Raw genomic sequence first — 24,953 nt, 5'->3', positions numbered from 1 at the left:
TTTTTAAAGAAACTTCAATAAAGCCACAAACAGCGGCTTGAGTAGATTGTATTTAAATTATTGAATCATTTATCATTCTATTTAATTACATGAATTGTTATTCTTAAAATGGATTTTAGAACAATGTATACCCCAATAAAACAGCCACCGATTTATATTCTGAATCATAGTTTACATACGATTCTATAATATTTCTATTTGTAAAATACCTCAACTCCAAACTATATCTATCATTAAACTTGTAACCTAATCCAAAAGCAAAATTAAGATTGGATTTTATATTAACATCGGGCATTGTTTCAAACTCGATTTTTGAGTTGCTTATATCAAAAACCAAGGATGCATTAACAAAAACTTTCGACTTTGGGCTTATAAAGAAATAGTGCCTTCCTCCTATGGGTATTTCCAACGATTTATAATCCAACTTAAGAGTTTGATATCTCGACTCGCCCTCTGCTTTATAATATTGGTAAGTAGGCTCCAATAAAATTGCCCATTTATTTTTATTGAAAGGTAAAATAAACTCTGCCTCGAGACCGATGGTAAAACCAACCTGACTTCCAAAATCTGCATTTCTAGAGCTTAAAATATTGTTTTCTAAAGAATAACTAGAGCTTCTTATACCTGGACGAATACTTAAATTTAAAAACTTCGTTTTTCGTTTCTCTCTAAAATCGGTATACGCAGCATTACTACATTTGTTGTATTCAATAAAAAATCGAGAGAGATCTGACTCTCTGTAATTTAAATTTTCAATCTTTTTTACATTAATGCTCGAACATTGTAAATCATTATGTAACTGTTGTTTATATTGATTGTTTTTACCCACTTGATTTAATGGCGCTCTGTAACTTTTAAAAACCAACTGTTCGATATCCGAATTATCAACAGTGTAAAAATATCGAACCAAACCCGTGTCTACATATTCATATAAACTCGCTTTTCCTTCTACCAAAACTTTTAAAAAGAGCCTTTCTTCTTGAAACTCTGGGTTTTTGTTGTAGGTTAAATTTCGAATTCCTTCTGCTGACCTATCAATATCTACTGTTTTTCGCACAAACTTACCAATATTGTATAAACCGAATTCTTTAATCAAATTGATAGTCCCTTTTTGGGTAGGACCATCTTCGGAAGTTTTATAAACGAATTCAGTTGGCGTACCACCCCAATCCATGTTTTTAATTAAACACTCTACTTTTTGATTGGCATTATCTATAAAGTAGCCCTTTTCAAAAGTTATTTGAGAATACCCCTGATGACCTAGAATAATCGTTAAAATAATGAATATAAATCTTTTCATTTCTTTCAGTTTTAGTTTGCGAAAAAGCTAAATAATACGGGGTTTGCTGTATTTTTTTAGCTGTAAAATCAAATGTAATAAATAATATAATCTCAACAAAAGTAAAAGCTATAATAAATAAGTGTTGCTAGAAACAACCGTATAAAGGTACTTTTAAAAGCTAGTTACTACAAAAAGAAATTCCAAACCAATCCAAACCGCAAAACATTGTCGCGGTACGGATAACCCGGTGCTGCGAAGTATTCATTTTTACTACTGAAAAGCGCAGTGAAATTTTCGTAAACAAAATAGATTCGGGTCTGCCTGATTTTTGCGTTAAAGAAGAGGTCTACCAACGGGAAACCACCTAATTCCTGATTGTTCTGTACGTAAAACTCGGCTAAAACTGGATCGTAGGCATTCATATTATACTTGGTGAAGTATTTAAAAGTTACTCCCGTTTGTAAAAACAAAGCTTTCTTAAATAGATGGTTTTGATAATAAAGTGAATTTCTGGTAATAAGCTGTGGCACATTAAACACATTTTCCCCGCTTAAAACCTGTTGGTACATTATGGTATTTTCTAATGCAAACTGTCCGTAGGTAAATTCCTTTTCGGCTTTTATCTTTAAATAATCCACTCGTTCCGAAGCTTGTAATGGCGATGGAGTGCTTTCATTTGCTTTTATTCCGAAGTAGGTGTAATCGTCAATACCTGTATAACTAACCGAAGCATTTCCAAATTTTTTTGTGTCGATTTCAAACTTGAGTTCTTGGCTTTTTACATTGTTCAAATTGGTTTTCCAATTGTAGTTTTTGTAATCGCTTTGGTTTAGTTGAAAATTAAAGTTGGGCGCCACAGAATGAATCGTTACAGAGGCTTTTGCTGCCAAATCATCATTCAAATTGTACGAGGCCGCTCCTTGGAGGTAGTTACCGTCAAAATCGCCAGCTACGTTAACAGCTCCCTTCCCCGAAAGTTCAAATCCGCGATATTGCTTTTCGTACGCAGCTCCCACTTCAACCATATTGCCAATAATTCGGTCAGGAATTATACTATTGTCCAGAATAAGCACAGAATTATAGCCGTAATTTAAATCGGTATATCCTGCCCAACCCGTGATTTTTCCTAAAAGCGAATTGTTATAATCTACAAACCCCTTCACGTTAAAATCTTCAAGTTTTGTTCTGGTAGATAAGTCCGTTGCCACATAAGAAGGCCCAAAATCCTCGAACGCTGTTGTCTGATTGTAGCGATAATCTTTGTGTTCAAAAGAAATGACATTTCCAACGGTCAAGACCGTATAGGCCGTACTATCGCGTTCACTAATTAACTCGTAATAATGATCCCCGTAAAACCGCAGCCCTTCCAGTTTATTGTCAGCATCTTCAAATAGAACATCCATTCTACCGCGATCCCTAAATTCGGAATCGTTATTTATAAAAAGTGCCAAGGAAGATTCGTTCAATCCACCATTTTCTTGATTCATTATGTCCTGCGCCGCCACATGGGTGCGTATAGCATAACGATTATTCTTAGTGTGATAATTTGCCGTAAAAAGGAAGTTTCCTGTACTGGTTAATATATGCTGATATTTCCCTAAAGAGCGAACGCCTTTATAACCGATCGAAAAATTGAGTTGTGGAGACGTGTTTACCGTAAAAAACGCATCCATTTGCTGTCCTTGCTCATAGGCAGTTTTAAAATACAGCTCAGTAAGCGGCGTGGGGACCCTAAAATAATTTACATCTTCAATTTCTTTGTAATTAAAATGATGCGATTGCGCGGCAAACAACGGTTTTAAGTGTAATCGATCAAAAGAATAGGCTAACGAATTATAAGTCTGACCTACGTTTGAAAACTGTAAAAGTTCAAAATTATCTTTCCGAAGGTAGTTGAATTTGTATTTTTTACGAATTGAAAGTGTCGTGTCTACAAAGGTCGTGTCGCGATCAAATGAGATTATCCTATAATCGGTAATCGGTGGTTTTTCTTTTTTCGAAGAAGGAGCTTGCGAAAACACAGTTGCAGTGACCAACGAAACCAACAATAGCAAAAGTATTTTCTTCATACTGAAATAGCTTTTCGGCAAAGATAATTTATTTTTAAGTTTAATGCAGGATTACCTATTGAATTGGGCATTTGATTAGTTGTACTGAATCAATTATTATTCGTTATTTGAATTGGGTTCTTGCATTTTTATATGGAGTTTTGCATCTATTATGTTGAAATTAAAAATAAATCCGAATCTACTAGAATGTGGCACCGATGAAGCGGGTCGTGGATGTTTAGCAGGCCCTGTTACGGCTGCTGCTGTAATACTTCCCAACAATTTCAAGCATCCCTTTTTAACGGATAGCAAACAACTTTCAGAAAAAAAGCGAAACAAACTTCGTGAAATAATTGAAAAAGAAGCAATTTGTTATCACGTGGTACACGTAATGATGCACGAGATAGACAAAATCAACATTTTAAACGCATCTATTTTGGGCATGCATCGCGCCATTGAAGGACTTTCACAAACACCCGAATTTATAGCCATAGATGGTAACCGTTTTAAACCTTTACATCAAATTCCGTTTGAATGTGTGGTGAAAGGAGATAGCAAATACTTGCATATAGCCGCAGCTTCTATTTTAGCAAAAACCTATCGCGACGAATATATGGCGGCACTTCACCAAAAATTTCCGGCATACAATTGGAAACGAAATAAAGGCTATCCTACTAAAGAACATCGGGAAGCTATCCGTAATTTTGGAAGTACTGATTTTCATAGAAAGAGTTTTAATCTAGTGCCTGTTTAATTCACAAGCAGCTTTTAACAGCTCAATACACACTTATTGGCAATGATTAATTCGGAATCTGTTGAAAACCCGTCAATAAACATTTTTAAAACTGCTTGAAACCAACGCCTTTCCTTGCTACATTTGTCTATATGGAAAAAATTTCGGGAAAACTGATTTTGCTTTTACTTTTCGTCTCCTTTTTGAGTTGTGAACAAACAACCCAGAAAACAGGAACGTTAATGGACTTTGTACCAGAAAATGCAGCTGTGGTTCTAAAAATATCAAATTGGGAAGGCCTGCAGGCAGATATTAAAAACAATTCCCTGCTTTCAGAATTTGATAAAACCATACCGTACCTATTCTTTTCAGAAGAAGCACCACTTCTTAAAAATTTGCACCCCAATTCACCAAGTTTATTGAGCATCAACAAAGTAAACGATTCGCTTTCGGCTTATACTTTTATATCAAAACAAGCTGCTACCCTTTTTCAACCAGATTCTATTAAAAACAAAACAGTTGAAACTTTACAAATAGACAAACAGTCCATACAACGAATTACAATCGGTAAAAAAACAGCTTTTGCGACCGTAGTAGATAGCATATTTGTCGCTTCTTCTTCGCAACAAATTTTGATGGATATTTTAAAAGGAAAAACCGAAAAACAAGAAGCTTTTAAAAAAGTATTTCAACTGCCAAATACTAGTGAATTTACAGCCTTACTCCGCGGAAATAAAGTTGCCATAACCGATTCTTCAAATGTTGATTTTACTTCGTGGAGCGCTTTAGACATTTCGATTAAACCTGAGTCGTTCGTAGCAACTGGAATTACGTTAGCTACAGATAGCATTCCGCAGTTGCTCAACATTTTTGAAGGACAAGTGCCACAACAGAATAATCTTGCAGCATTAGCACCAATGGATGCTATTGGAGCCATGAGTTTTACTTTTGACGATGCCGAAAACTTACAAAACAAGCTTCGTGGATTTCGCGGGGAAAAAGCAGGAGCAAAAACCACTGGTATTTTCGATTCTACAAGCGAAATTGGCACCATCGACCTTAAAAGTGGCTCTGCAATTTTCATAAAAAGCATTGATGCATCTTTAACAAGCGATGCATTGGCGCGTTATGTTACAACAGAAAATTCATTTCGCGATGTAGAAATAAAAAGTTTTAGTGAGCCCGTATTATTCCAAAAAACATTTTCCCCACTTATCAATTCACAAAAAGCAAACTATGTTTTTCAACTTGAAAATTTCTTTGTTTTTACAGACACTGAAGCTTCTGCCCAAGAAATAATTGTTTCATTTCAAAACAATACAACTTTAATAAACACAACCTTTTTTGAAAATACCGCTTCAAATTTAAGCGCGGCATCTTCGCTGTTGGTTTTAAAAATGAGGGGCAATTTTGCGAAAACGATCGCAGGCTTTTTTAATGCAAATTCGCGAAATAGCTTTAATAATATTTCATTGACAAACTACCCTTTAGCAGCACTTCAATTTAGTTTCGACAGAAATTTTGCCCACGTTACGCTAAGCTGTAAAGAAGGTAAAACTGAAACTAAAAGTATTTCTAGCGCGGTTTCGGAAAAATTTAATACCAACCTTGAAAATACCGTTTTGGGTAATCCTCAAATAATTGGCGATGGCGGCAATGTAGCGGTTCAAGACGTTAGTAACAAACTGTATTACATATCTGAAAGCGGAAAAATTCTTTGGACTCGAAATCTCGATTCGCCTATTTTAGGTCAAATTATAGAAGTAGATATTGCAAACAACGGCAAAAAACAAATGGCTTTCGCTACCAAAAGCACAGTTTTTATAATTGATAGGAATGGAAAAGACGTGAAATCATTTCCAATAAATTTCAAGGACGAAATCACCAAACCGCTTGCTGTTTTCGATTACGATAACAACGGTAAGTATCGGTTTGTAGTGGTTCAAGGAAAAGAAGTATTACTTTATAACAAAGATGGAAAAATTGTAAAAGGCTTTAAATTCCCTAAGGCGAAAAGCAACATTGCCCAATCTCCCGTACACATTAGAATGGGAAATAAAGACTACATTCTAATTGCTGAAGAAAACGGCACATTAAATATTTTAAGCCGCATTGGAAAACCTAGGGTTTCCGTTTCAAAAAAGTTTAATTTCTCTGAAATTCCAGTAACAGCCGAAGACAATACTTTTGTTGTAATTACTAAAGAAAACACCAAAGAACGTATTGCTGAAGATGGAAAAGTTAGTTCGCAAAAACTAAATGTAGGAATTGGCTACTGGTTTGCTATTAACGGTAACACAAAAGCAACGTTAGACAATAATTTATTACGAATTGATGGAAAATTAGCCGAACTCCCTATCGGACTATACAGCAAGCCCAAATTATTTGAAATAAATCGAAAAGTCTACGTAACCACTACCGAAACCCAAGAAAACAAAGTCTATGTTTTTGACACGAATGCAAATTTGATAAATGGATTTCCAGTATACGGAACTTCAGAAGCATCTATGGGCAAAAGTAGCTCTCGAAATGGATTTAATTTAAGTGTAAAAGGCGATTCTAAAGACGTAATCGTGTACGATGTGAATTAGGAATTGAGACTTACTTCACACTTTTGGTTTTTTTATTACTATTGCCTGAAAAATTATTTCATTAGAAATTTCACTATCTTTCGGTAATTTAAAAGGACTAGATATGAAAAAATACGTACTACTCGTCTTAATAATTCTATTTAACTACACCTCACAGTCTCAAGTTATTTATGAAGAAATTAATTCAAAGAAAATAGGTGCCACACAACGGATAAAAATCCAACTTCCAAGAAATTACGAAACCAATAAAGACAAAAGATACCCCATCGTTTTGGTGCTAGATGGTGATTATCTGTTCGAACCAGTAGCTGGAAATGTTGATTATTATAGCTATTGGGAAGACATGCCAGAATCTATTGTTGTTGGAATTATTCAAGGTGAGAATCGTTATTTAGATTGTTCGTATGACAATATAAACTATTTACCCGATGAGGATGGTTCGAAGTTTTTCGAGTTTATTGGCTTAGAACTAATCCCGCACATAGACAAAGAATACCGCACGGCAAAATTCATTATTGGCGTAGGCCACGATTTTACAGCAAATTTTATAAATTATTATCTCTTTAAAAGCCCGCCTTTATTAAACGGATACATCAACTTAAGCCCAGATTTTGCACCTATGATGGAGCAGAGAATAGCCGATAGACTGGCTGCCATTCCGGGGAGGATATTTTATTATGTTGCTACTGGAACAGATGATATTAAAGGACTAAGAGAGTCTGCCGAAAGTTTAAACAATCAATTAAAAGAAATAAAGAGCCCTACATTAAATTATTATTTCGACAATTTTGAAGGTGCCACGCATTACACATTAGTTGGTAGAGGAATCCCACATGCTTTGGAAAAAATATTTTCTGTGTATAGACCAATCAGCAAACAAGAATTTAACGATGTATTGCTAAAAATGGAAACGCCAATTTCTGAATATCTTCTAGATAAATATAAAGTCATCGAAGAGCTTTTCGGAATAACCAACAATATTCGTGTTAATGATTTTCTAGCAACCCTTGCAGCTTCAGAAAAGACTAAGCAATGGGAATCTGTGCGAGATATCGCTGCTCTTGCCCAAAAACAATATCCAAAATCGGTTTTAGGCGATTATTATATGGGACGCTATTATGAGGAGTCAGGCAATGCACGAAAGGCAATGCGAATTTATCAAAGCGCCTTCGATAAGGAAGAAGTGGATTTTATAACCGTTGATGTTATGTTAGACCGAGCAGCTAAAATAAAAAACGATTTTGGGTATTAATTCCGTTAATTTTCAAAGCCTTTACTGAAGTAAATATCGACACTTAAATTCCATTTCTATTGAATTGTTCTAGCTGATTAAATTGAATCGGATAATGCTATTTATAAAATCAATTTTTAATTAAAAGAAACCCGTATTCAAAAGCCTATTCGTTAAAAAGAAGGTGCTATTTTCGCAGAACAAAGATTAAAACAAAACCATTGGCTAAAACTAAAACAACCTTTTTCTGTCAGAACTGTGGCGCTCAATTTGCCAAATGGCAAGGACAATGTACTTCTTGTAAAGAATGGAATACCATTGCCGAAGAAGTAATTCAAAAAGCTGAAAAGGTAAGCTGGGAAAACCAGGATTCATCAACATATGGACGGAATAGAACCGCCAAACCGCAACGAATCTCGGAAATCTCGACTCAAGCCGAAGCTCGATTAAACACCCAAAACAACGAATTAAACCGAGTTTTGGGCGGCGGATTAGTGCCAGGGTCTTTAACGCTTTTGGGAGGAGAACCAGGAATTGGAAAAAGTACGTTAATGCTGCAAATAGCACTTCAGCTTCCCTATAAAACCTTATATGTTTCGGGCGAAGAAAGCGTACAGCAAATAAAAATGCGGGCAGAGCGCATTCAGCCCATTTCAGAAAACTGTTATATTCTTACAGAAACAAAAACTCAAAATATTTTTAAAGCTATAGCAGATCTCGACCCCGATATAGTTGTGATCGATTCTATACAAACCCTTCATACAGATTATATTGAAAGCAGCGCAGGAAGTATTTCCCAAATTCGCGAAACCACAGCAGAATTGATAAAATTTGCAAAAGAAACCGCAACACCTGTTATTCTTATTGGCCATATTACCAAAGACGGAAATATTGCTGGCCCTAAAATCTTAGAGCATATGGTCGACACGGTTTTGCAATTTGAAGGCGACCGAAACCATATTTACAGAATTCTACGCGCCAATAAAAACAGGTTTGGTAGCACGAATGAACTCGGAATATACGAAATGCAAGGAAGTGGTTTACGTGAAGTGTCAAATCCTTCAGAAATACTTATTTCGAAAAATGATGAAGATTTAAGCGGAACCGCAATTTCTGCCACGCTTGAAGGCATGCGCCCATTGATGATCGAAATACAAGCGCTGGTTAGCACAGCGGTATATGGAACACCGCAACGAAGCGCCACTGGTTACAACGCCAAACGCCTAAATATGATACTCGCCGTTCTGGAAAAAAGAGCCGGATTTAAATTGGGTTCTAAAGACGTCTTCTTGAATATAACGGGCGGAATAACAGTAGACGATCCGGCTATCGATTTGGCCGTTGTTGCTGCAGTACTTTCTTCAAATATTGATATTGCAATAGACAAACGAATGTGTTTTGCAGCCGAAGTTGGACTTGCAGGCGAAATAAGACCCGTGACCCGAGTTGAGCAACGTATTCTCGAAGCCGAAAAACTTGGATTCACTTCTATTATTGTATCAAAATACTGCAAGATTCCAAAAGACACTTTCAGCATTAACATTATAAAAGTAGCCAAGGTTCACGATGTTGTACATCATTTATTTGGATAGGCAGAACACTTCAATGGACTAATTCACTAGTAGTCATTGTAATTTATGCAAATTAACTTTTTTTTGGCCAATTACAAATCAGCTTAACGGTATCTTTAGGATTCACTTCTAAAAATACCCGTATGTCCATCTTCTCAAAAATAAAGCAAACGTTTCGTCTAATGAAAGACATTGACCTCGATGCGTTGGGCGAACTTTCGCAAAAGGTAGATCTTTCTGAAATAATGAAAACTGTAGGCGAACTCGACGATCGCCAATTGCAAGGGCTGATGAAAATGCTAAAACACAAAAGCGGAAAAAAAGGTCAGCATAAACTACCTCCCATCGATGGTGATTTTTACGACCTGAGTTTAAAACTAACACCACAACAAAGAGAACTACAGCTAAAAGTTCGAAATTTTATGGAAGATGAAATTCGACCTATTGCCAATGAATACTGGAATAAAGCTGAATTTCCATTTGAAATCATTCCCAAAATGGCAGCGCTAAATATTTGCGGACTCACTATTGAAGGGTATGAAACACCAAATGAAAGCTCCGTTATGGAAGGAATCATCGCTATGGAAATGGCAAGGGTAGATGTTTCTATTTCCACATTTTTTGGAGTACATAGTGGTTTGGCAATGAGCTCTATAAATATTTGCGGAAGTGAAGCACAGAAGCAGGAATGGCTTCCAAAAATGGCTCGAATGGAAGTAATTGGCGCCTTCGGACTTACAGAGCCAGATGTGGGTTCTGCTGTTGCTGGAGGAATGGGAACCACTTGCAGACGAGAAGGCGACGAATGGATTTTAAACGGACAGAAAAAATGGATTGGAAACGCCACTTTTGCCGATGTAACCGTTATTTGGGCGAATGATGAAGAAACTAATCGAGTAAAAGGTTTTTTAGTAAGAAAAGGAAACCCAGGATTTAAAGCTGAAAAAATTGAAGGTAAAATGGCTTTACGAACAGTTCAAAATGCATTGATTACCTTAACAAATTGCCGCGTTCCTGAAAGTGATCGACTTCAAAAATGTGATTCATTTAAAGATACTGCAAAGGTTTTAAAGGTAACCCGGGCTGCCGTGGCTTGGCAAGCAGTAGGTTGTGCGCGGGGAGCTTATGAAAGCGCTCTTAAATATACTAAAAAACGTGAGCAATTTGGCAAACCGATAGCCTCTTTCCAACTGGTACAGAATCATTTAGTCGAAATGCTGGCCAATTTAACCGCAATGCAAACCATGTGTTTCAGGCTTTCCGAACTGCAAGACGAAGATTTATTGACTGATGAACACGCTTCATTAGCAAAAGTTTTCTGCAGTCTTCGCACCCGAGACGTTGTGCGTAGTGCCCGTGAAGTAATGGGCGGTAACGGAATTTTATTAGAGTACGATGTAGCCCGATTTGTTGCCGACGCCGAAGCAATTTACAGCTACGAAGGCACCAAGGAAATTAACACACTAATTGTAGGAAGGGCAATTACAGGATACGGTGCTTTTGTTTAGAAAGATATTTTCCACAGAAAACCTCCTTATTAAACCATTCTTAATGTCACTTAAAAAAACTGCTTCCAAAAGGTTGCATTTTTGGAAACAGTTAACAATTGTACCGTATTAAATTTTACTCTTCTCCGTCGTATTCGGAATAAAGAAAATCATTGTAAGGAAAGCGTGTAGTATGTATTTCCTTAACTTTTTCATAGACCATTTTTCGGAACTCATCAAAGTTTTCTTTGTTTAGGGCAGAAATAAAAATGGCATCACCGTTTACTTTTGCCATCCAGGTCTGTTTCCATTCTTCTAATGTATAATGAGCCGTGGTCTTTTCGGTCATTAAATCGTCTTCATCAATTTCTTCAGGTTTATAAGCGTCAATTTTATTAAAAACCATAACTGTTGGTTTATCTGCGCTTCCTATTTCTTCTAAAACTTTATTCACCGAGTCTATATGATGCTCAAATGAAGGGTGTGAGATATCGACTACGTGCAACAACAAATCCGATTCTCTAACCTCGTCTAATGTTCCTTTAAAAGACTCAACAAGTTGGGTAGGTAATTTTCTGATAAACCCTACCGTATCGGTCAATAAAAATGGAAGGTTACCAATTACAACCTTACGCACTGTAGTATCTAGCGTGGCAAAAAGTTTATTTTCGGCAAAAACTTCACTTTTACTAATGGCATTCATTAATGTAGATTTTCCAACATTTGTATACCCTACCAAAGCAACACGAACTAACGATCCGCGATTGCCGCGTTGAACATCCATTTGGCGGTCAATTTTTTTCAATTTATCCTTTAGTAAAGATATTCTGTCGCGTACAATTCGTCTATCTGTTTCAATTTCTCGCTCACCAGGCCCACGCATTCCAATACCACCACGCTGTCGTTCTAAGTGAGTCCACATTCCTACCAATCTTGGTAACAAATATTCGTATTGTGCCAATTCTACCTGCGTTCGTGCATAACTGGTTTGTGCTCTTTGGGCAAAAATGTCTAATATTAAATTAGTTCTATCAATAATTTTGCATTGTAGGATGCGTTCAATATTTTTTTGTTGGGCTGGTGAAAGTTCATCATCAAAAATGGCGACTCCAATTTCGTGTTCTTCTACATATTGCCTAACCTCTTCCAATTTTCCAGTTCCAATAAAAGTTTTAGGATTGGGCACTTCCATTTTTTGAGTAAACCGCTTTAACACCTCACCACCTGCCGTAAAAGCGAGAAACTCTAGCTCGTCTAAGTATTCATCACTCATCTCCTCATTTTGGTATTGTGTAATTAGTCCAATAAGTATTGTTCTTTCGTAGGAAATATCTGTTTGATCTATCATAAGCTTAATATACGTTATATATAGGACAAATGTACAAAACCCTGAGGAAGGTATTTCTGTTGTTTACAGCATTTGAATATATTTAACTAAAACAACCCATTCACTATTAATCATTAAAAAGCAATCAATGATAATGTTAATTTAAGAGGTTTTTAACACCACTCTCAGGATATTTAGTCTTTTATCATTCAATAAATCGCGTCTTGATATTATTTTAAAAATCGTGAGCAACCTGATTATCAACAAAAATTAAAAGTTAACACACAATTCCTAGCGATGATTACTATAAATTTATTATATTCGGCTGTTAAAAATTTTAACTTAAATACGATAATTTTCAACCAATGCTTTATGAAGAAAAAATTACCCCCTTGTTTACGAAGTTGCCTCAATTTTCTTAAGGTGAACTTTGCAAGAAACACTTTCTTGCTATTCAGTTTCGTTGCGATATCTCTACAGGCGCTTGCTCAAGGGCCAGGGCATCCAAATGTAGATGCAGGAGAAGATATTGAGATACCTTGTAATGAAGACTGTACCGAACTTAACGCCAGCTACCTATATACTGGTGACACTAGTGACTATGCAGTTTCATCTATTCCCTACGCACCACCGTTCCCTTTTACAGGAGGAACGCCGGTTTCTGTGAATATTGATGACAGATGGTCATCTGCAATCACCTTGCCATTTGATTTTTGCTTTTACGGTGAAACTTATACAGAAATGGTTATTGGTTCAAACGCAGTTGTTTCTTTCGACTTGGCACAAAACACTCCTGGTGGTTTTTGCGATTGGTCTTTTGACGAATCAATTCCAGACCCTAACCTATTCCACACCGCTATTTTTGGACCTTATATGGATGTGAATCCAGCAGTTGGAGGCTCAGGAAATATAAATTGGACAGTTTTTGGTGATGCACCAGACCGAACTATGGTTGTAAACTTCCCTGGCATTCCTTATTTCGGTAGTGCTTGTTCTGGTTCAAGCCTTACTTCACAAATAGTAATGTATGAAACAACCAACGTTATTGAAGTATACATTCAAGACAGACCAGGAGGTTGTACTTGGAACGATGGAAATGCTGTAATAGGTATTCAAAACCAAGATGGTACTATAGGAGAAACCGCACCTGGTAGAAACACAGGTAACTGGTCTGCCACAAACGAAGCATGGAGATTTACTCCAAATGGCCCACCAAATGTTGTGTTTTCCTGGTTAGATGCTGATGGAAACGAGATAAGCACAAACCCAACCATTACTGTTTGTCCAACAGATCCGGTTACTGTTTACACAGCACAAGCTGTTTACACAAACTGTAATGGTGATGTTGTTACTGTAACCGATGACGTTCAAGTTTCTTTAGATGGAGATTTTGATTTAACTCTTGATTTAGGTCCAGACTTAGCACTATGTGATGTTCCTTCATACGAAATAGTTCCTACTATTACTGGAGATATTACTGGCGCAACCTATTTATGGAGTCCAGGAGGAGAAACAACCCCTACAATAACTGTTACCGATTCAGGAATATATACGCTAGAAGTTACAAAAGGTGATTGTAGTATAATAGACAGTGTTGAATTATCTTTTGGCGAAACAGTTGATCTTTCAAATGATTTGCCTACTGAGCTTCAAATCTGTTCAATAGACCCAATACCGGTTCTAGACGCTACTCCAACGACCCCAGGAATCGACCTTACTTTAGTAACTTATGAATGGACAGATTCTTCTGGAACAGTAGTTTCAACTGATGCCACTTTTACTCCAACCGTAGGAGGCACCTATAATGTTACTGTAACCTACGCTCCTTGTAGTCAAGAAACTTTTACTATAGATATTATTATTTCAAACCAACCTATCTTAGACTTGGGTCCAGATAAAGTTGTTTGTGCTGGTGGTACTTTCGAAATTGTTCCTACTATACCAGGCGGAACAACAGGTGTAACATTTTTATGGAGTACTGGAGAAACCACACCTACAATTACTGTAAGTGAAACTGGAACCTACACCTTAGATATTTCAATTGGTAGTTGTACTGCTACAGATAGTATTGTGGTAACATTTACCGAACCAATTGTTGTGAGTTTAGGAGATGACTTCGAAAGTTGTTTTGAAGCTAATACCACAATTACTGCAACTGTAAATGATGCTTCAAACATGACTTTTGAATGGTTTATGAATGGTGTATTACTAGCTGGTGAAACAAATCAAACTTTAGAGATCTTTGAAGTAGGCGAATATTCAGTAATTGTAACAGATGCGAATGGCTGTACAGGTGAAGACTCTATAATTGTTAGCGGCCGTGATGATCTTGAAGTTACACTTGGCGCCGATTTCCAAACGTGTCCTAATGAAACTCAAACCATAACAGCTACTACTTCAGAAGAAGGTGTAACTTACCAATGGTTATTAAATGGTAATGTAATAGCAGGTGAAACAAACAGTACTTTAGATATATCTCTAGACGCTGGTTTAATGGGAACTCAAACCTACAGCGTTATTATTTCTACAGGCGGTTGTACCGGTGAAGACTCTATCGACGTTACCCTTTACCCTGTTGGAAACTGTGTTATTTCTCAAGGAATTTCACCAAACGGAGATGGGTTTAATGATGTTCTAGACCTTACTTTCCTTAATGACAGAACTGGAATTAAAAAACTACAGATTTTTAACCGTTACGGTGCTATAGTTTTTGAGCAAGTTAACTACACAAATCAATGGAAAGGTCAATCTAAAAATGGAAATGATTTGCCAACGGGAACGTATTTCTACGTAATCGACCTTGCAGGGAACGATAGTGTCTATGGCCAACAAGCTACAGGTTGGATCTATCTTAACCAAAAGGCTAACTAAAAATCATGAGACACTTTTTAACTACCAAAAAGATAAAAATGAAAAAACATATATATATCCTAACAGTGTTAGTAACGGTTCTGCTCTTTCAGGAGTCGCAAGCGCAACAAGATCCGCAATACACTCAGTACATGTACAATATGAACGTAATTAACCCTGCTTATGCGGGGTCGAAGGAAAGCCTTTCCCTTACAGCACTATACCGTAACCAGTGGAGTGGCATGGACGACAGTCCAGTAACCTTCACTTTTGCAGCACATACTCCAATTAGTGAAAAAATAGGTATCGGTTTATCTGCTATTAGAGATGAGTTAGGTCCTGTAACAGAAACAAATGTTTTTGCAGACTTCTCGTATACATTACAAATGTCAAGCAGTATTAAATTGGCTTTAGGTATTCAAGCGGGAGCGACATTTCACGATGTAGGGCTTTCTAATTTGGATTTACAAGATCCAAATGACCCGTTTTTTGCAGAAAACATTAATAATACCTATCCTAACATTGGAGCTGGAGCTTTTCTTTACGGAGATAAGTTTTACGTAGGTATCTCGGTTCCAAATATGTTAAAGTCTGTTCACCTTGATGAAAACGGAATGAAATTAGGTTCTGAAACCAATCACTTTTTCGGAACAGCTGGATATGTATTTCAAGTTACAGACAATTTTAAGTTGAAGCCTTCTGTAATGGTAAAATCTGCGTTTGATGCACCAGTTTCTTTTGACGGAAACTTGAATGCACTATTCTATGATAAGTTTGAACTTGGTGCGTCTTATAGAGTAGACGACTCCTTTAGTGGTTTGGTTGGATTTCAAGTAACTCCCAACGTGCGTATTGGATATGCATACGACCACGTAACGTCGGATATTAAGACTGTTGGACCAGCTTCACACGAAGTAGTACTTACTTTTGATGTGTTCTTTAAGCCACGTATTTTACGTTCACCAAGATTCTTCTAATAACCTAATTAATTTCATTTAAGATGAAGAAAATATATACTATACTACTAATCCTCGCGGTCGGTACCACAATGGTTACCGCTCAAAATAGTAAAACCAAAAAGGCCGATCAATATTACGATCGCCTTCAATATACTGACGCCGCAGAGGCATATCAAAAATTGTTAAAGAAAGGTGAAGCTAGTGCCTACGTCTATGAACGTTTAGGCAATAGCTATTACTTTGTAAATGACACAAAACAAGCCGAGACCTACTACAAAAGAGTTGTAAAAGGGAAAAACGTTGATCCTGAAATAGTCTATAACTATGCACAAACATTAAAAGCTAATGGCAAGTTTAGCGACTATAATACTTATATGAAGCAATTCTCTGAAATGAAGCCATCAGACTCTAGAGCCATTGCTTTCATGAAGAACCCAGATTATTTACCAAAAATTATTGATGAAAGTGCACAAAAATTTACTGCGACAAACCTTGAGGCTATAAACACGGAGTACTCCGAATTTGGCGGAACAGTTGCTGGAAATGACTTTTACTTTGCATCAGGTAGAAATACCAATCGTAAATCTTCAGGATGGAACGATGAGCGTTATTTTGAAATCTACCAAGCTTCTATAATTGGTGGTGTTGAAAAAGACGCTGAGCTTTTAAAGGGTGATGTAAACACAAAATATCACGAAAGTACACCAGCCATTACTCCAGATGGAAAGCGTATGTATTTTGACAGAAGCGGTCTATACAAAGGGAAACTTCAAAAAGATAAAGAAGGTGTAAGCCAATTAAACATCTATTACGCAGAGAACATTAACGGAAAATGGACAAATATTCAAGCAGTACCTTTCAATAATGAAGAGTACTCTACGAGCCATCCTGCTTTAAGCCCAGACGGTAGCACTTTGTATTTTACGAGTGATCGTCCAGGAGGTCAAGGAATGGCCGATATCTATAAAGTTTCTATTTCATCTAATGGCACTTTTGGAAAGCCTGAAAACTTAGGAGATAAAATCAACACCGAAGGAAAAGAAGGCTTCCCTTATGTTGATTCAGACGGAACATTATACTTCAGTAGTGACGGACACTTAGGAATGGGTGGCTTAGACGTGTTTTCTGCTGAAGCTAAAGGATCTGGGTTTGGAAAAGTAACCAACTTAGGGCTTGGAGTAAATAGCAGTGCAGATGATTTTGCATTCCGTTACAATCCAACTACAGGAGAAGGATATGTATCTTCAGACCGTAAAGGTGGAAAAGGAAGCGATGACATTTACAAAATAAAGAGAATTGAATCTTGTGAAGTTAACCTTATTGCTCTAGTTGTTGATGCTAATACCAACAAGCCTATTTCTGGCGCACGTTTAGACTTATTTGACAATATGGAGAATAAGCTAAAATCGAAAAGCACTAACGCGAGCGGAAATGGAAACTTCGAACTTTCTTGCGACCAAGCTCACGTAGTACAAGCATTTAAGGAAGGATATGAAAGCAATGCAGCATCGATTGGTGCTTCTAAGAAAGGTGATAAAAACATCACTATAGCTTTACGTCCAATTGAAGAACTTATTGTTGATGAGAAGGTTGTCTTAAATCCAATTTTGTATGATTATGACAAATCTAATGTTAAGCCTCAAGCTGCTTTCGAATTGGATAAACTGGTAGAATTAATGAAGCGAAACCCTTCAATGGTTGTTAAAATTGAAGCACATACAGATAGCCGTGGTAACCACACTTACAACAAAGCGCTTTCTGAAAGACGTGCACAAAGTGCTGTACAATACATAATGACCAAAGGAATTGCGGGAGACAGAATCAGTGGCGAAGGCTTCGGATCTACTAAACCTGCTGTGGACTGTGGTGGAAAATGTACAGACGCTCAACACCAACAGAACAGACGTTCAGAATTTATAATTATTCAAAGATAGTCAGTTTTAAAAACTGCTAATCAACCAAGAAAGCCCTCGCTTTTCCAAAATGGAAGTAGCGGGGGTTTTTGATTATAATAAGGACGATTTTAAACAAACAATAAAAAGTAAACCCTCTACATACATAGCAATAGTTTTTGACCCTCAAGGAGCTTTTAAATACATAATATTAAAGTTGCTTTGACTACGCTTCGGATTATATAAATTGAGGCTAAAAAGCTTTCTAAACGCCTTAAGCATCATACTTCCATTTTTGGTTTATAGGGAGATTTACTTCAATAGTAGTTTTATAGAATAGAAAACTCTAAGAAATGCTCTTGAAAACATTGAGAGCAGACTGTGAGCTATTCTGAAACTAAACCCCAAGGGTCTTAAAGACCTTTAAGGTTTCTTATAATTACAATCAGTATTGTCCGAGAAAAGAAACAAGACCCGCCCGTACCGACCGTTTGAACGTATTCATTCAGGTTGGAATTGGCGTCTTTGAACGGGCCGCTATCGCTATAAGAACCAAGCCAGCCTGTCGTAGAAGCGCGAGCCAAGACTAGATTGTACAATACTGAAAATGTATCTCTTAGTATTTAAAGATAGAAAAGATTGAAATATTTCGGTTTTGATACTGAACAAAATGAAAACGAAGGTCATATGTAAGAAGCTTCCCGAAAGTCTATGTTGACTTGATTTATAAGAGATCATAGAATCTTAATCGGACAACAATGAATTACGATTCAAAAAAGGTCAATTTCAACTAAAGTAAATTCTTAGCAGAAAACAAAGCGACTTTCAACTATCAAAATAACATCAGAAAACCATACTAAACTACCACGTTATATATAATTGCAAAAGCACCTTAGGTTTGCCTTTTAAGAAAGGGTGCATTCATATAAAGGACTATAGGCAGTTGTAAAAACAAGCTTGCTATTTCATTAATAACCTAAAAAAAAACCGCCTCACAAGGGAAGCGGTTTCAATATAACAGTAATGAACCTGTATTTATTCTACTACAGATACATTATCAATTTGATAAGTAGTTGTTGTACCGTTTGAGGCACCAACATAATGATAAGCTACATAAACAACTTGTCCAGCGTATGCAGAAAGGTCGATGTCTCCAGAAGGAACAAAACTATCACCATATCCACTAGTGTTGCCTGTAGAGATAGTAGCGTTTAGCGGGCTCCAAGTAGCAGCAGTTACATCGCCAGTAAAATCTGTTGAAATTTTAATTGTAAGCGCGTTTCCATTATTAAAACCATCTTTAGTTCCAAACGAAAGTTTTGGAGATGTACCTTCGGGCAATATTAAACCTGGAGTTACTAACCAAGTTTCGTATGGGTTTTCGTTAGAGCTAAATGCCGAAGTTTGAGCATATTTATTACCGTCAAATTCTCTCACTTCCCAAACGCGTGTTCCTCCATTAACGTTTACGTTAGTCCATCCTTCAATGCTTACAGCACTTCCAGTACCAGAGGCTTGTCCTTCGAAATCTTGTGAAAATGGTAATGCCAAAGCATCTCCAGGACCATCACCACCACCGCAACGTTCACCGTTCATTTGAACATCATCGGTATTGCGTAAAAACAACTGGATATCGCTATTAAATATGCTTAAGATAGCTGTTACGCTTCCGTTACCTGAAGGCAAAGTCATATTTTTAAAATCGGAATATCCACTTGTACGCATCATTATAACGCTTCCGTTACAATCTTCGATAGGTCTGTTAACTCCGAAATTATTGTCTAGGTTACCATACGCCTCAACACCAGCAAGACCATTTGGAAACTGAACATCTTCAAATTTCACTAATGTACTTAAACGTGCAGGGTTACTAGCTTCAGAAATAGACATAACTCTAGGAACCAGCTCTTCGCTTACTGTAGATCTTAAAATACGCTCTTCAAAATCTTCAACACCAATTCGCCCTATTTCGTCGCCTTGTTGCACACCGATCGTTGGCAAACCTGCATATTCACCAATGTAAAGTCCGTCCACACGTAAATAAATTTTACGACCTGGCTCTAACTTCGCATATAAGTCTGTAGCGTTTGTAGAAATTGAAACTCCAGCGGTTGGGTTTTCAGGAGAATCTTGTACAAAAAGTTGCTTATAGATATTTCCAGACTCGTCGCTAGAAATAACATATGCCTCTAAATACATTTCATTAGTTGAACCATCGCCTGCTTCAATTTTAACAGGATTAAATCCATCGTACATTGCTTTTACAGAAGCGATACTAGTATTAACATTTACGTTTGGTTCTTCAACTATAATCTCTGGCACACTAAAGTCGTCGTCGTGTACACAAGAAGTGGCTATCATTCCTAAAAAGAATAGGAAGCTTAAAAGTTTAATGTTTTTTAATTTTTTCATCTGGATATAATATTTGTTTTTTTATTGGAAGATGGAATGCTTGTTTATGCTTCGTCGCCTTTTTTCAGATTATTCAAAGGCATTTCATCTTTATATAAAATTAATTCTTTTTTTTCTTAATTAAAATCGAACGTAAACATTCAGGTAATATGCAGCACCATATCCGTACCAGTACTTAGGTCCAAATACGCGAGTGTCTTTAGAAGCATCGGCAGATAATGTTCTGTAGTTAGCATTTCTACCTTGCTCAAATCCACCAGTCTTGTATTGCTTGTCGAAAACGTTACTAATTGTAGCAAAAAATCCAACATAGTAATCTCCAACTCTCCAGGATTTACCACCTACTACGTTCACAAGCATATAATCATCAAACTTTTCTTGCTTTAACAATTCTCGTGCAACTTCTGGGTCATAGTCGTTAAATGGAACTCCATCGTTGTCTGTATAAAAGTTTTTCGATCTAGCCAATGGTGAAACATCAACATAGGCATTCGAGAAGTAGTTTGCAGTAGCACCAAACCACCAGAAGTTTGGATCACGATATTCGAATCCAAGCTGATACGCCTGTTGTGGCCCTCCTGCTACTTTATAATCTTTCATATATGATTTTCCAAAAAACTGTGGGTCAACAAAATCATCTGAAGTAATGTATAAATCAGGATTGTTATCATAAGTGTTTTGACCATAAGCGGCAGCACCTTTCAACTTGATTGTTGGTGTTACTTGCGCTTCTATACCAAGTTCTCCTCCAATGTTTCTTTTATCAACATTTGTAAGCACTTCCTGAACGAAAGCAGTTGTTGCGCTTCTTCCTTGTACTGAAATACCATCGGCATAAAAGAATCCAATTTCTGAAGCATCTTGTAACAGTGTATAATACCCTGTTAATCTCGCCTTAACTTTTGATGTACGGAAGATATAACTAGCATCTACATTCATTGTTTTTTCTTCGGTCAACCCAATTACAGTGGCATTAGTTTGACGTGAGTTAGAGAATGAATTTCGCAAAGATGGAGGATCGGTAAAGTAAGATCCGTTAATTTCTAATGCGTGCTTACCAGAAATTTTATAAGTAGCTCCGGCCTTAGCACCATAGGTTGTGAAATCTAATTTTTCACTTTTCCCAAAAGATTCGTTGTCATTAGCATACGATCCGTTTCTGTACAATCCATTTCGTTGATACGTCATTTTCCCAGCCTTTCCAGCTAAATAGAAATCGACCGCTGCATACGAAAATTGAGCTTGTACAAATCCGCCGTATTCAGTGGCGTCAAATTCGTAGTTGTATTTAAAAGTGTCTCCTTTACCTACTACTCTATCAGGATTGTTCAAATCGTTTTGCGCTGCATCTCCTTGGTTGAAAGAATCAACATCCAAGTATCCATTTCCTCCAAGCAAATCTATCATATTTGCGTAGTTATGAGAGTTTAGATTCTTATAATCTAGGGAGGCAGTAAGTGAAATGCGATCGGTCAACCTTGCATTCAAAATGGTATTAGCCATTAACTGATTGTCGTCATTACGATCTTCGTATAAATAATACCTTGAAGTTCCTCCGTAAAAAATATTCGTTTCATAAATATCTTGCCAGTTAATCTGACCGTCGTTTACAAAAGATGAGTATGCTTTGTATGCGCCTGCGTAGTCTGGTCCATTTGGATCAGACAAAAAGAAGCTAGGTAGTTTTTGGTAATAAGATGGGTCAGGGTTTGGAGCATTATCGTACCCTAAACGGCTGTTTCCTACTTTTCCAAACTGGTACCCTACGTTAGTATTCAATTCTAAATTTTGAGAAATGTCCCAATAGTGGTTCAGCATAATTACTGGTTCTTCCACTTCTTTAATACGCGAGTTACGCATTTCGCCATCTTGGTCTCCCCAATATGAATTATAACGAGTTCCTTTTAGGTCGTACACTTCTTGCGTATTAGCAGAAGATTTACCTCTTCTATTAGGAGTGTAGAAAGCAGTAAGGTTAAGACTGTGCTTTTCGTTCAATCGTTTTTCTACAGAAGCAAAGAATGAATTGGCATCGTATAACGTTCCTTCATTAAATCCTTCGTCGGCAAAACGTCTAGATACTAAAACAGAATATGCCCAGCCACTGGCTAAAAGTCCACTGTTATAAGATCCCATAACTCTTCCTCGGTAGCTCCGGTTACTACTCGCGTATGACACTCTACCACCTTTACGGTATTTAGAAGCTCTCATAATAATGTTAGTTGTACCTGCAAGATCTCCAAAGTTGTATTCGTTTGCCGAAATTCCCATAGAGAACATTTGGTTACGCATTACATCATTTAAACCTCCCCAGTTACTCCATTGTGGTCTACCGTTGTAAAGCTTGTTCATTTCCAAGCCGTTAATCAACACTTTTCCATCTTCGGAGTCGTAACCTCTTGGCCTGAAAAACGTCGCGCTAAAGTCGTATGAAGCAGCATTCAGAAAAACATCTTTGGAAGCTTGAAGCAAACCAGAAACGTTGTCGGAAGTACCTTCATCTTCATCCAATTGATCGTCGGACAGACTAATTACACCAATTTGAGATTCCATATCGGCAACATCCACTTTAAAAAGCACAGGAGCTACTTCAGTATGCTCACCGTTTTGAATAGTTACTGGAATTCTTTGCGTAACATATCCTGTTTTCGAAAAAATCAGAATTTGGTCTCCTTCAGGTAGTTTATTACCAGAAATAGTAAAAACACCATCACCGCCTGTTAAGGCATTAAATTTACTTCCCTGAAGATTAACCTCAACTCCGGGAATGGGTTCGCTGGAATAAGTATCGAGTACCTTTCCTTTTACAGCAGTATTTTGAGCAACAGTCGTAAAACCAGCCAAAAACACTGTGAAAATCACTAAAATGAATTTGTTCATTCTCTTCTTAAAAATTTATATGATAAAATTGTTTAAAATTGCAGGGCAAAACTACATGTTTTAAATGAAAGAAGTACTTTTGAACAAGAATTTGTTAAACGTAACCCAATTATTCCCTCCGAAATGAGATTTACAAGACTGTCATTATTCTTTATTATATTTTCAAGCTCAATTGTTGTTGCACAAAAGCAATACAAAATAAACACAATTGCTTTCTACAACGTGGAAAATCTATTCGACTACGAAAAAGACCCAATTACTTTTGACGAGGATTGGACTCCTGAAGGCAAAAACGGCTGGACAAAAGAGTTTTATGAAGATAAACTCTCTAAACTAGCCCGCGTAATGTCAGAAATAGGATCAGACATGGCAGGCACTTCTCCAGCTATAATTGGAGTTTGTGAAGTTGAAAACCGTCGCGTATTGGAAGACCTAGTAAACGAAAAGCAATTAGTAAATCACGATTACGGTATTGTACAGGTTGATAGTCCTGATCGTCGTGGTATTGACGTAGCTTTACTATATAAAAAGAAACTCTTTACACCTACAAGCTATAAGAATTATGAGTTAATTCTATACGACAGCCAAGACAGAACTAAGCGAATTTATACCCGTGATCAATTGTTGGTTAGCGGTATGCTTGATGGAGAAAAAATTCATATAATAGTAAACCATTGGCCATCTCGTTATGGTGGGGAAGAACGAAGCAGACCAAACCGTATGAAGGCTGCTGAGCTAAATAAAAAAATAATGGATTCGTTGTTTAGTGAAGATCCGTACGCAAAAATCTTGACTATGGGCGACTTTAACGATGACCCATCAAGCCCAAGCATAAAAGATGTTTTACAGACTAAAAAAAGTCGAGAAAACATGAAAATGAAGGAGCTTTTCAATCCTATGGAAGAAATGCACAAAAAAGGAATGGGGACTTTAGCCTATCGTGATGCTTGGAATTTATTCGATCAAATTATTATTTCCTCAGAACTAGCAAAAAAAGACTATTCTTCATATCGCTTATATAAAGCGGGGATTTTCAACAAAAGTTACCTGCAAAATCCAAGAGGACAATACAAAGGCTATCCGTTTAGAATGTTTGCCAATGGGTATACAGGTGGTTATAGCGATCACTTTCCAGTATATGTCTATCTAATTAAGGAAAAGTAGAAGACAAATAATCGTATCAACATTTTTGTAGTATTAAAAAACCGAAGCGAAAGCTTTGGTTTTTTTTATTGCTAAGAATTCTACTCAGAACCATTTTTAGGCTATGAATTTAAACTTACAAATTATTAGGGTTAGCCTTTAGGCTGCGCTAGGACAAACACAATGTTTTAGTTTCAGCCCTATTTCGGAACGTTCTTAAAAACAATGGATTATTTAAAAATGAGAAAACCTTGAAACAATGATTTTGACGTTCTAAGCCCTCCATTAGCAATGGTTTAATCAACTTTAATCCCAACAGCAATCTAGAAGCGTCCAAAAGTTGTGCGCACCAGATATTAGCAACTTGACTTCAATCGATTATTGAACTTTAAAGTGAAGGAGAGAATCGGTAATATTACAGCGGAATAATAGGTTACCAATGGTGTAACGTAGAAGTATCTATGGAGTATAGTCGGCATTGAGTCGGCATTGAGTCGGCATTGAGTCGGCATTGAGTCGGCATTGAGTCGGCATTGAGTCGGCATTG

14 protein-coding genes are annotated in these 24,953 nt (G+C 36.9%); 9 read left to right on the top strand and 5 right to left on the bottom strand.

Annotated features, from left to right (window positions below; genetic code table 11):
- Positions 1–115 precede the first annotated feature (115 nt).
- On the bottom strand, positions 116–1,300 hold the full coding sequence (locus BLW28_RS08740) for a porin family protein (protein ID WP_073217927.1): 1,185 nt from the start codon (positions 1,298–1,300) through the stop codon (positions 116–118).
- Positions 1,301–1,467: 167 nt separating this feature from the next.
- A complete protein-coding gene (locus tag BLW28_RS08735; protein WP_073217924.1) occupies positions 1,468–3,351 on the bottom strand; it encodes a putative porin in 1,884 nt (627 codons plus the stop codon).
- Between the two features lie 151 nt (positions 3,352–3,502).
- Here BLW28_RS08735 and BLW28_RS08730 point away from each other — a divergent pair, with 151 nt between their 5' ends.
- The 5 genes from BLW28_RS08730 (at position 3,503) to BLW28_RS08710 (ending at position 10,964) form a co-directional block, all read left to right on the top strand.
- Complete coding sequence (locus BLW28_RS08730; protein ID WP_073217921.1) at positions 3,503–4,084, top strand: ribonuclease HII; 582 nt, start codon at positions 3,503–3,505, stop codon at positions 4,082–4,084.
- A 131-nt stretch (positions 4,085–4,215) separates the two neighbouring features.
- Positions 4,216–6,654: an NHL repeat-containing protein gene (locus tag BLW28_RS08725; RefSeq protein WP_073217918.1), complete on the top strand. Its 2,439-nt coding sequence runs from the start codon at positions 4,216–4,218 to the stop codon at positions 6,652–6,654.
- Positions 6,655–6,757: 103 nt separating this feature from the next.
- Complete coding sequence (locus BLW28_RS08720; protein ID WP_073217917.1) at positions 6,758–7,906, top strand: alpha/beta hydrolase; 1,149 nt, start codon at positions 6,758–6,760, stop codon at positions 7,904–7,906.
- Between the two features lie 200 nt (positions 7,907–8,106).
- Positions 8,107–9,477 (top strand): DNA repair protein RadA, encoded by a 1,371-nt coding sequence (gene radA / locus BLW28_RS08715; protein ID WP_073217914.1) that lies wholly within the window; start codon positions 8,107–8,109, stop codon positions 9,475–9,477.
- Positions 9,478–9,599: 122 nt separating this feature from the next.
- Positions 9,600–10,964: an acyl-CoA dehydrogenase family protein gene (locus tag BLW28_RS08710; RefSeq protein WP_073217911.1), complete on the top strand. Its 1,365-nt coding sequence runs from the start codon at positions 9,600–9,602 to the stop codon at positions 10,962–10,964.
- 115 nt (positions 10,965–11,079) lie between these two features.
- Here BLW28_RS08710 and hflX read toward each other — a convergent pair whose 3' ends face one another.
- A complete protein-coding gene (gene hflX, locus BLW28_RS08705; RefSeq protein ID WP_073217909.1) occupies positions 11,080–12,291 on the bottom strand; it encodes a GTPase HflX in 1,212 nt (403 codons plus the stop codon).
- Between the two features lie 351 nt (positions 12,292–12,642).
- On the opposite strand from hflX, the gene BLW28_RS08700 reads away from it, so the two are divergent.
- From BLW28_RS08700 to BLW28_RS08690, 3 genes are read left to right on the top strand one after another with little or no spacing between them, the layout of a single operon-like run.
- Positions 12,643–15,141, top strand: coding sequence for a T9SS type B sorting domain-containing protein (locus tag BLW28_RS08700; RefSeq protein ID WP_073217906.1), 2,499 nt, complete (start codon positions 12,643–12,645; stop codon positions 15,139–15,141).
- 38 nt (positions 15,142–15,179) lie between these two features.
- Positions 15,180–16,097, top strand: a complete 918-nt coding sequence (locus BLW28_RS08695; RefSeq protein WP_073217903.1) for a PorP/SprF family type IX secretion system membrane protein — start codon at positions 15,180–15,182, stop codon at positions 16,095–16,097.
- Between the two features lie 23 nt (positions 16,098–16,120).
- The gene (locus BLW28_RS08690) at positions 16,121–18,013 is read left to right on the top strand and encodes an OmpA family protein (RefSeq protein ID WP_073217900.1); all 1,893 of its coding nucleotides are present in this window, start codon (positions 16,121–16,123) and stop codon (positions 18,011–18,013) included.
- A 993-nt stretch (positions 18,014–19,006) separates the two neighbouring features.
- Here BLW28_RS08690 and BLW28_RS08685 read toward each other — a convergent pair.
- Positions 19,007–20,383: a DUF5689 domain-containing protein gene (locus tag BLW28_RS08685; RefSeq protein ID WP_083540709.1), complete on the bottom strand. Its 1,377-nt coding sequence runs from the start codon at positions 20,381–20,383 to the stop codon at positions 19,007–19,009.
- 120 nt (positions 20,384–20,503) lie between these two features.
- Entirely contained in the window at positions 20,504–23,263 is a 2,760-nt protein-coding gene (locus BLW28_RS08680; RefSeq protein WP_073217893.1) for a TonB-dependent receptor, read from the bottom strand.
- A gap of 123 nt (positions 23,264–23,386) precedes the next feature.
- Here BLW28_RS08680 and BLW28_RS08675 point away from each other — a divergent pair, with 123 nt between their 5' ends.
- Positions 23,387–24,427, top strand: a complete 1,041-nt coding sequence (locus tag BLW28_RS08675) for an endonuclease/exonuclease/phosphatase family protein (protein ID WP_073217889.1) — start codon at positions 23,387–23,389, stop codon at positions 24,425–24,427.
- The last annotated feature ends 526 nt before the right edge of the window (positions 24,428–24,953 follow it).

Source organism: Aequorivita viscosa (assembly GCF_900106795.1).
Classification (GTDB): Bacteria; Bacteroidota; Bacteroidia; order Flavobacteriales; family Flavobacteriaceae; genus Aequorivita; species Aequorivita viscosa.
The sequence above is the reverse complement of the archived record's forward strand: the minus strand, read 5'-3'. Positions and strand labels throughout refer to the sequence as shown.

Bases quoted from the DNA above. Each gene is read 5' to 3' on its own strand.
- BLW28_RS08720 (WP_073217917.1), top strand. From the start codon at position 6,758: ATGAAAAAATACGTACTACTCGTCTTAATAATTCTATTTAACTACACC.
- BLW28_RS08735 (WP_073217924.1), bottom strand. From the start codon at position 3,351: ATGAAGAAAATACTTTTGCTATTGTTGGTTTCGTTGGTCACTGCAACT.
- BLW28_RS08680 (WP_073217893.1), bottom strand. From the start codon at position 23,263: ATGAACAAATTCATTTTAGTGATTTTCACAGTGTTTTTGGCTGGTTTT.
- BLW28_RS08710 (WP_073217911.1), top strand. From the start codon at position 9,600: ATGTCCATCTTCTCAAAAATAAAGCAAACGTTTCGTCTAATGAAAGAC.
- BLW28_RS08730 (WP_073217921.1), top strand. From the start codon at position 3,503: ATGTTGAAATTAAAAATAAATCCGAATCTACTAGAATGTGGCACCGAT.
- BLW28_RS08695 (WP_073217903.1), top strand. From the start codon at position 15,180: ATGAAAAAACATATATATATCCTAACAGTGTTAGTAACGGTTCTGCTC.
- hflX (WP_073217909.1), bottom strand. From the start codon at position 12,291: ATGATAGATCAAACAGATATTTCCTACGAAAGAACAATACTTATTGGA.
- BLW28_RS08690 (WP_073217900.1), top strand. From the start codon at position 16,121: ATGAAGAAAATATATACTATACTACTAATCCTCGCGGTCGGTACCACA.
- BLW28_RS08685 (WP_083540709.1), bottom strand. From the start codon at position 20,383: ATGAAAAAATTAAAAAACATTAAACTTTTAAGCTTCCTATTCTTTTTA.
- BLW28_RS08725 (WP_073217918.1), top strand. From the start codon at position 4,216: ATGGAAAAAATTTCGGGAAAACTGATTTTGCTTTTACTTTTCGTCTCC.
- BLW28_RS08675 (WP_073217889.1), top strand. From the start codon at position 23,387: ATGAGATTTACAAGACTGTCATTATTCTTTATTATATTTTCAAGCTCA.
- BLW28_RS08740 (WP_073217927.1), bottom strand. From the start codon at position 1,300: ATGAAAAGATTTATATTCATTATTTTAACGATTATTCTAGGTCATCAG.
- BLW28_RS08700 (WP_073217906.1), top strand. From the start codon at position 12,643: ATGAAGAAAAAATTACCCCCTTGTTTACGAAGTTGCCTCAATTTTCTT.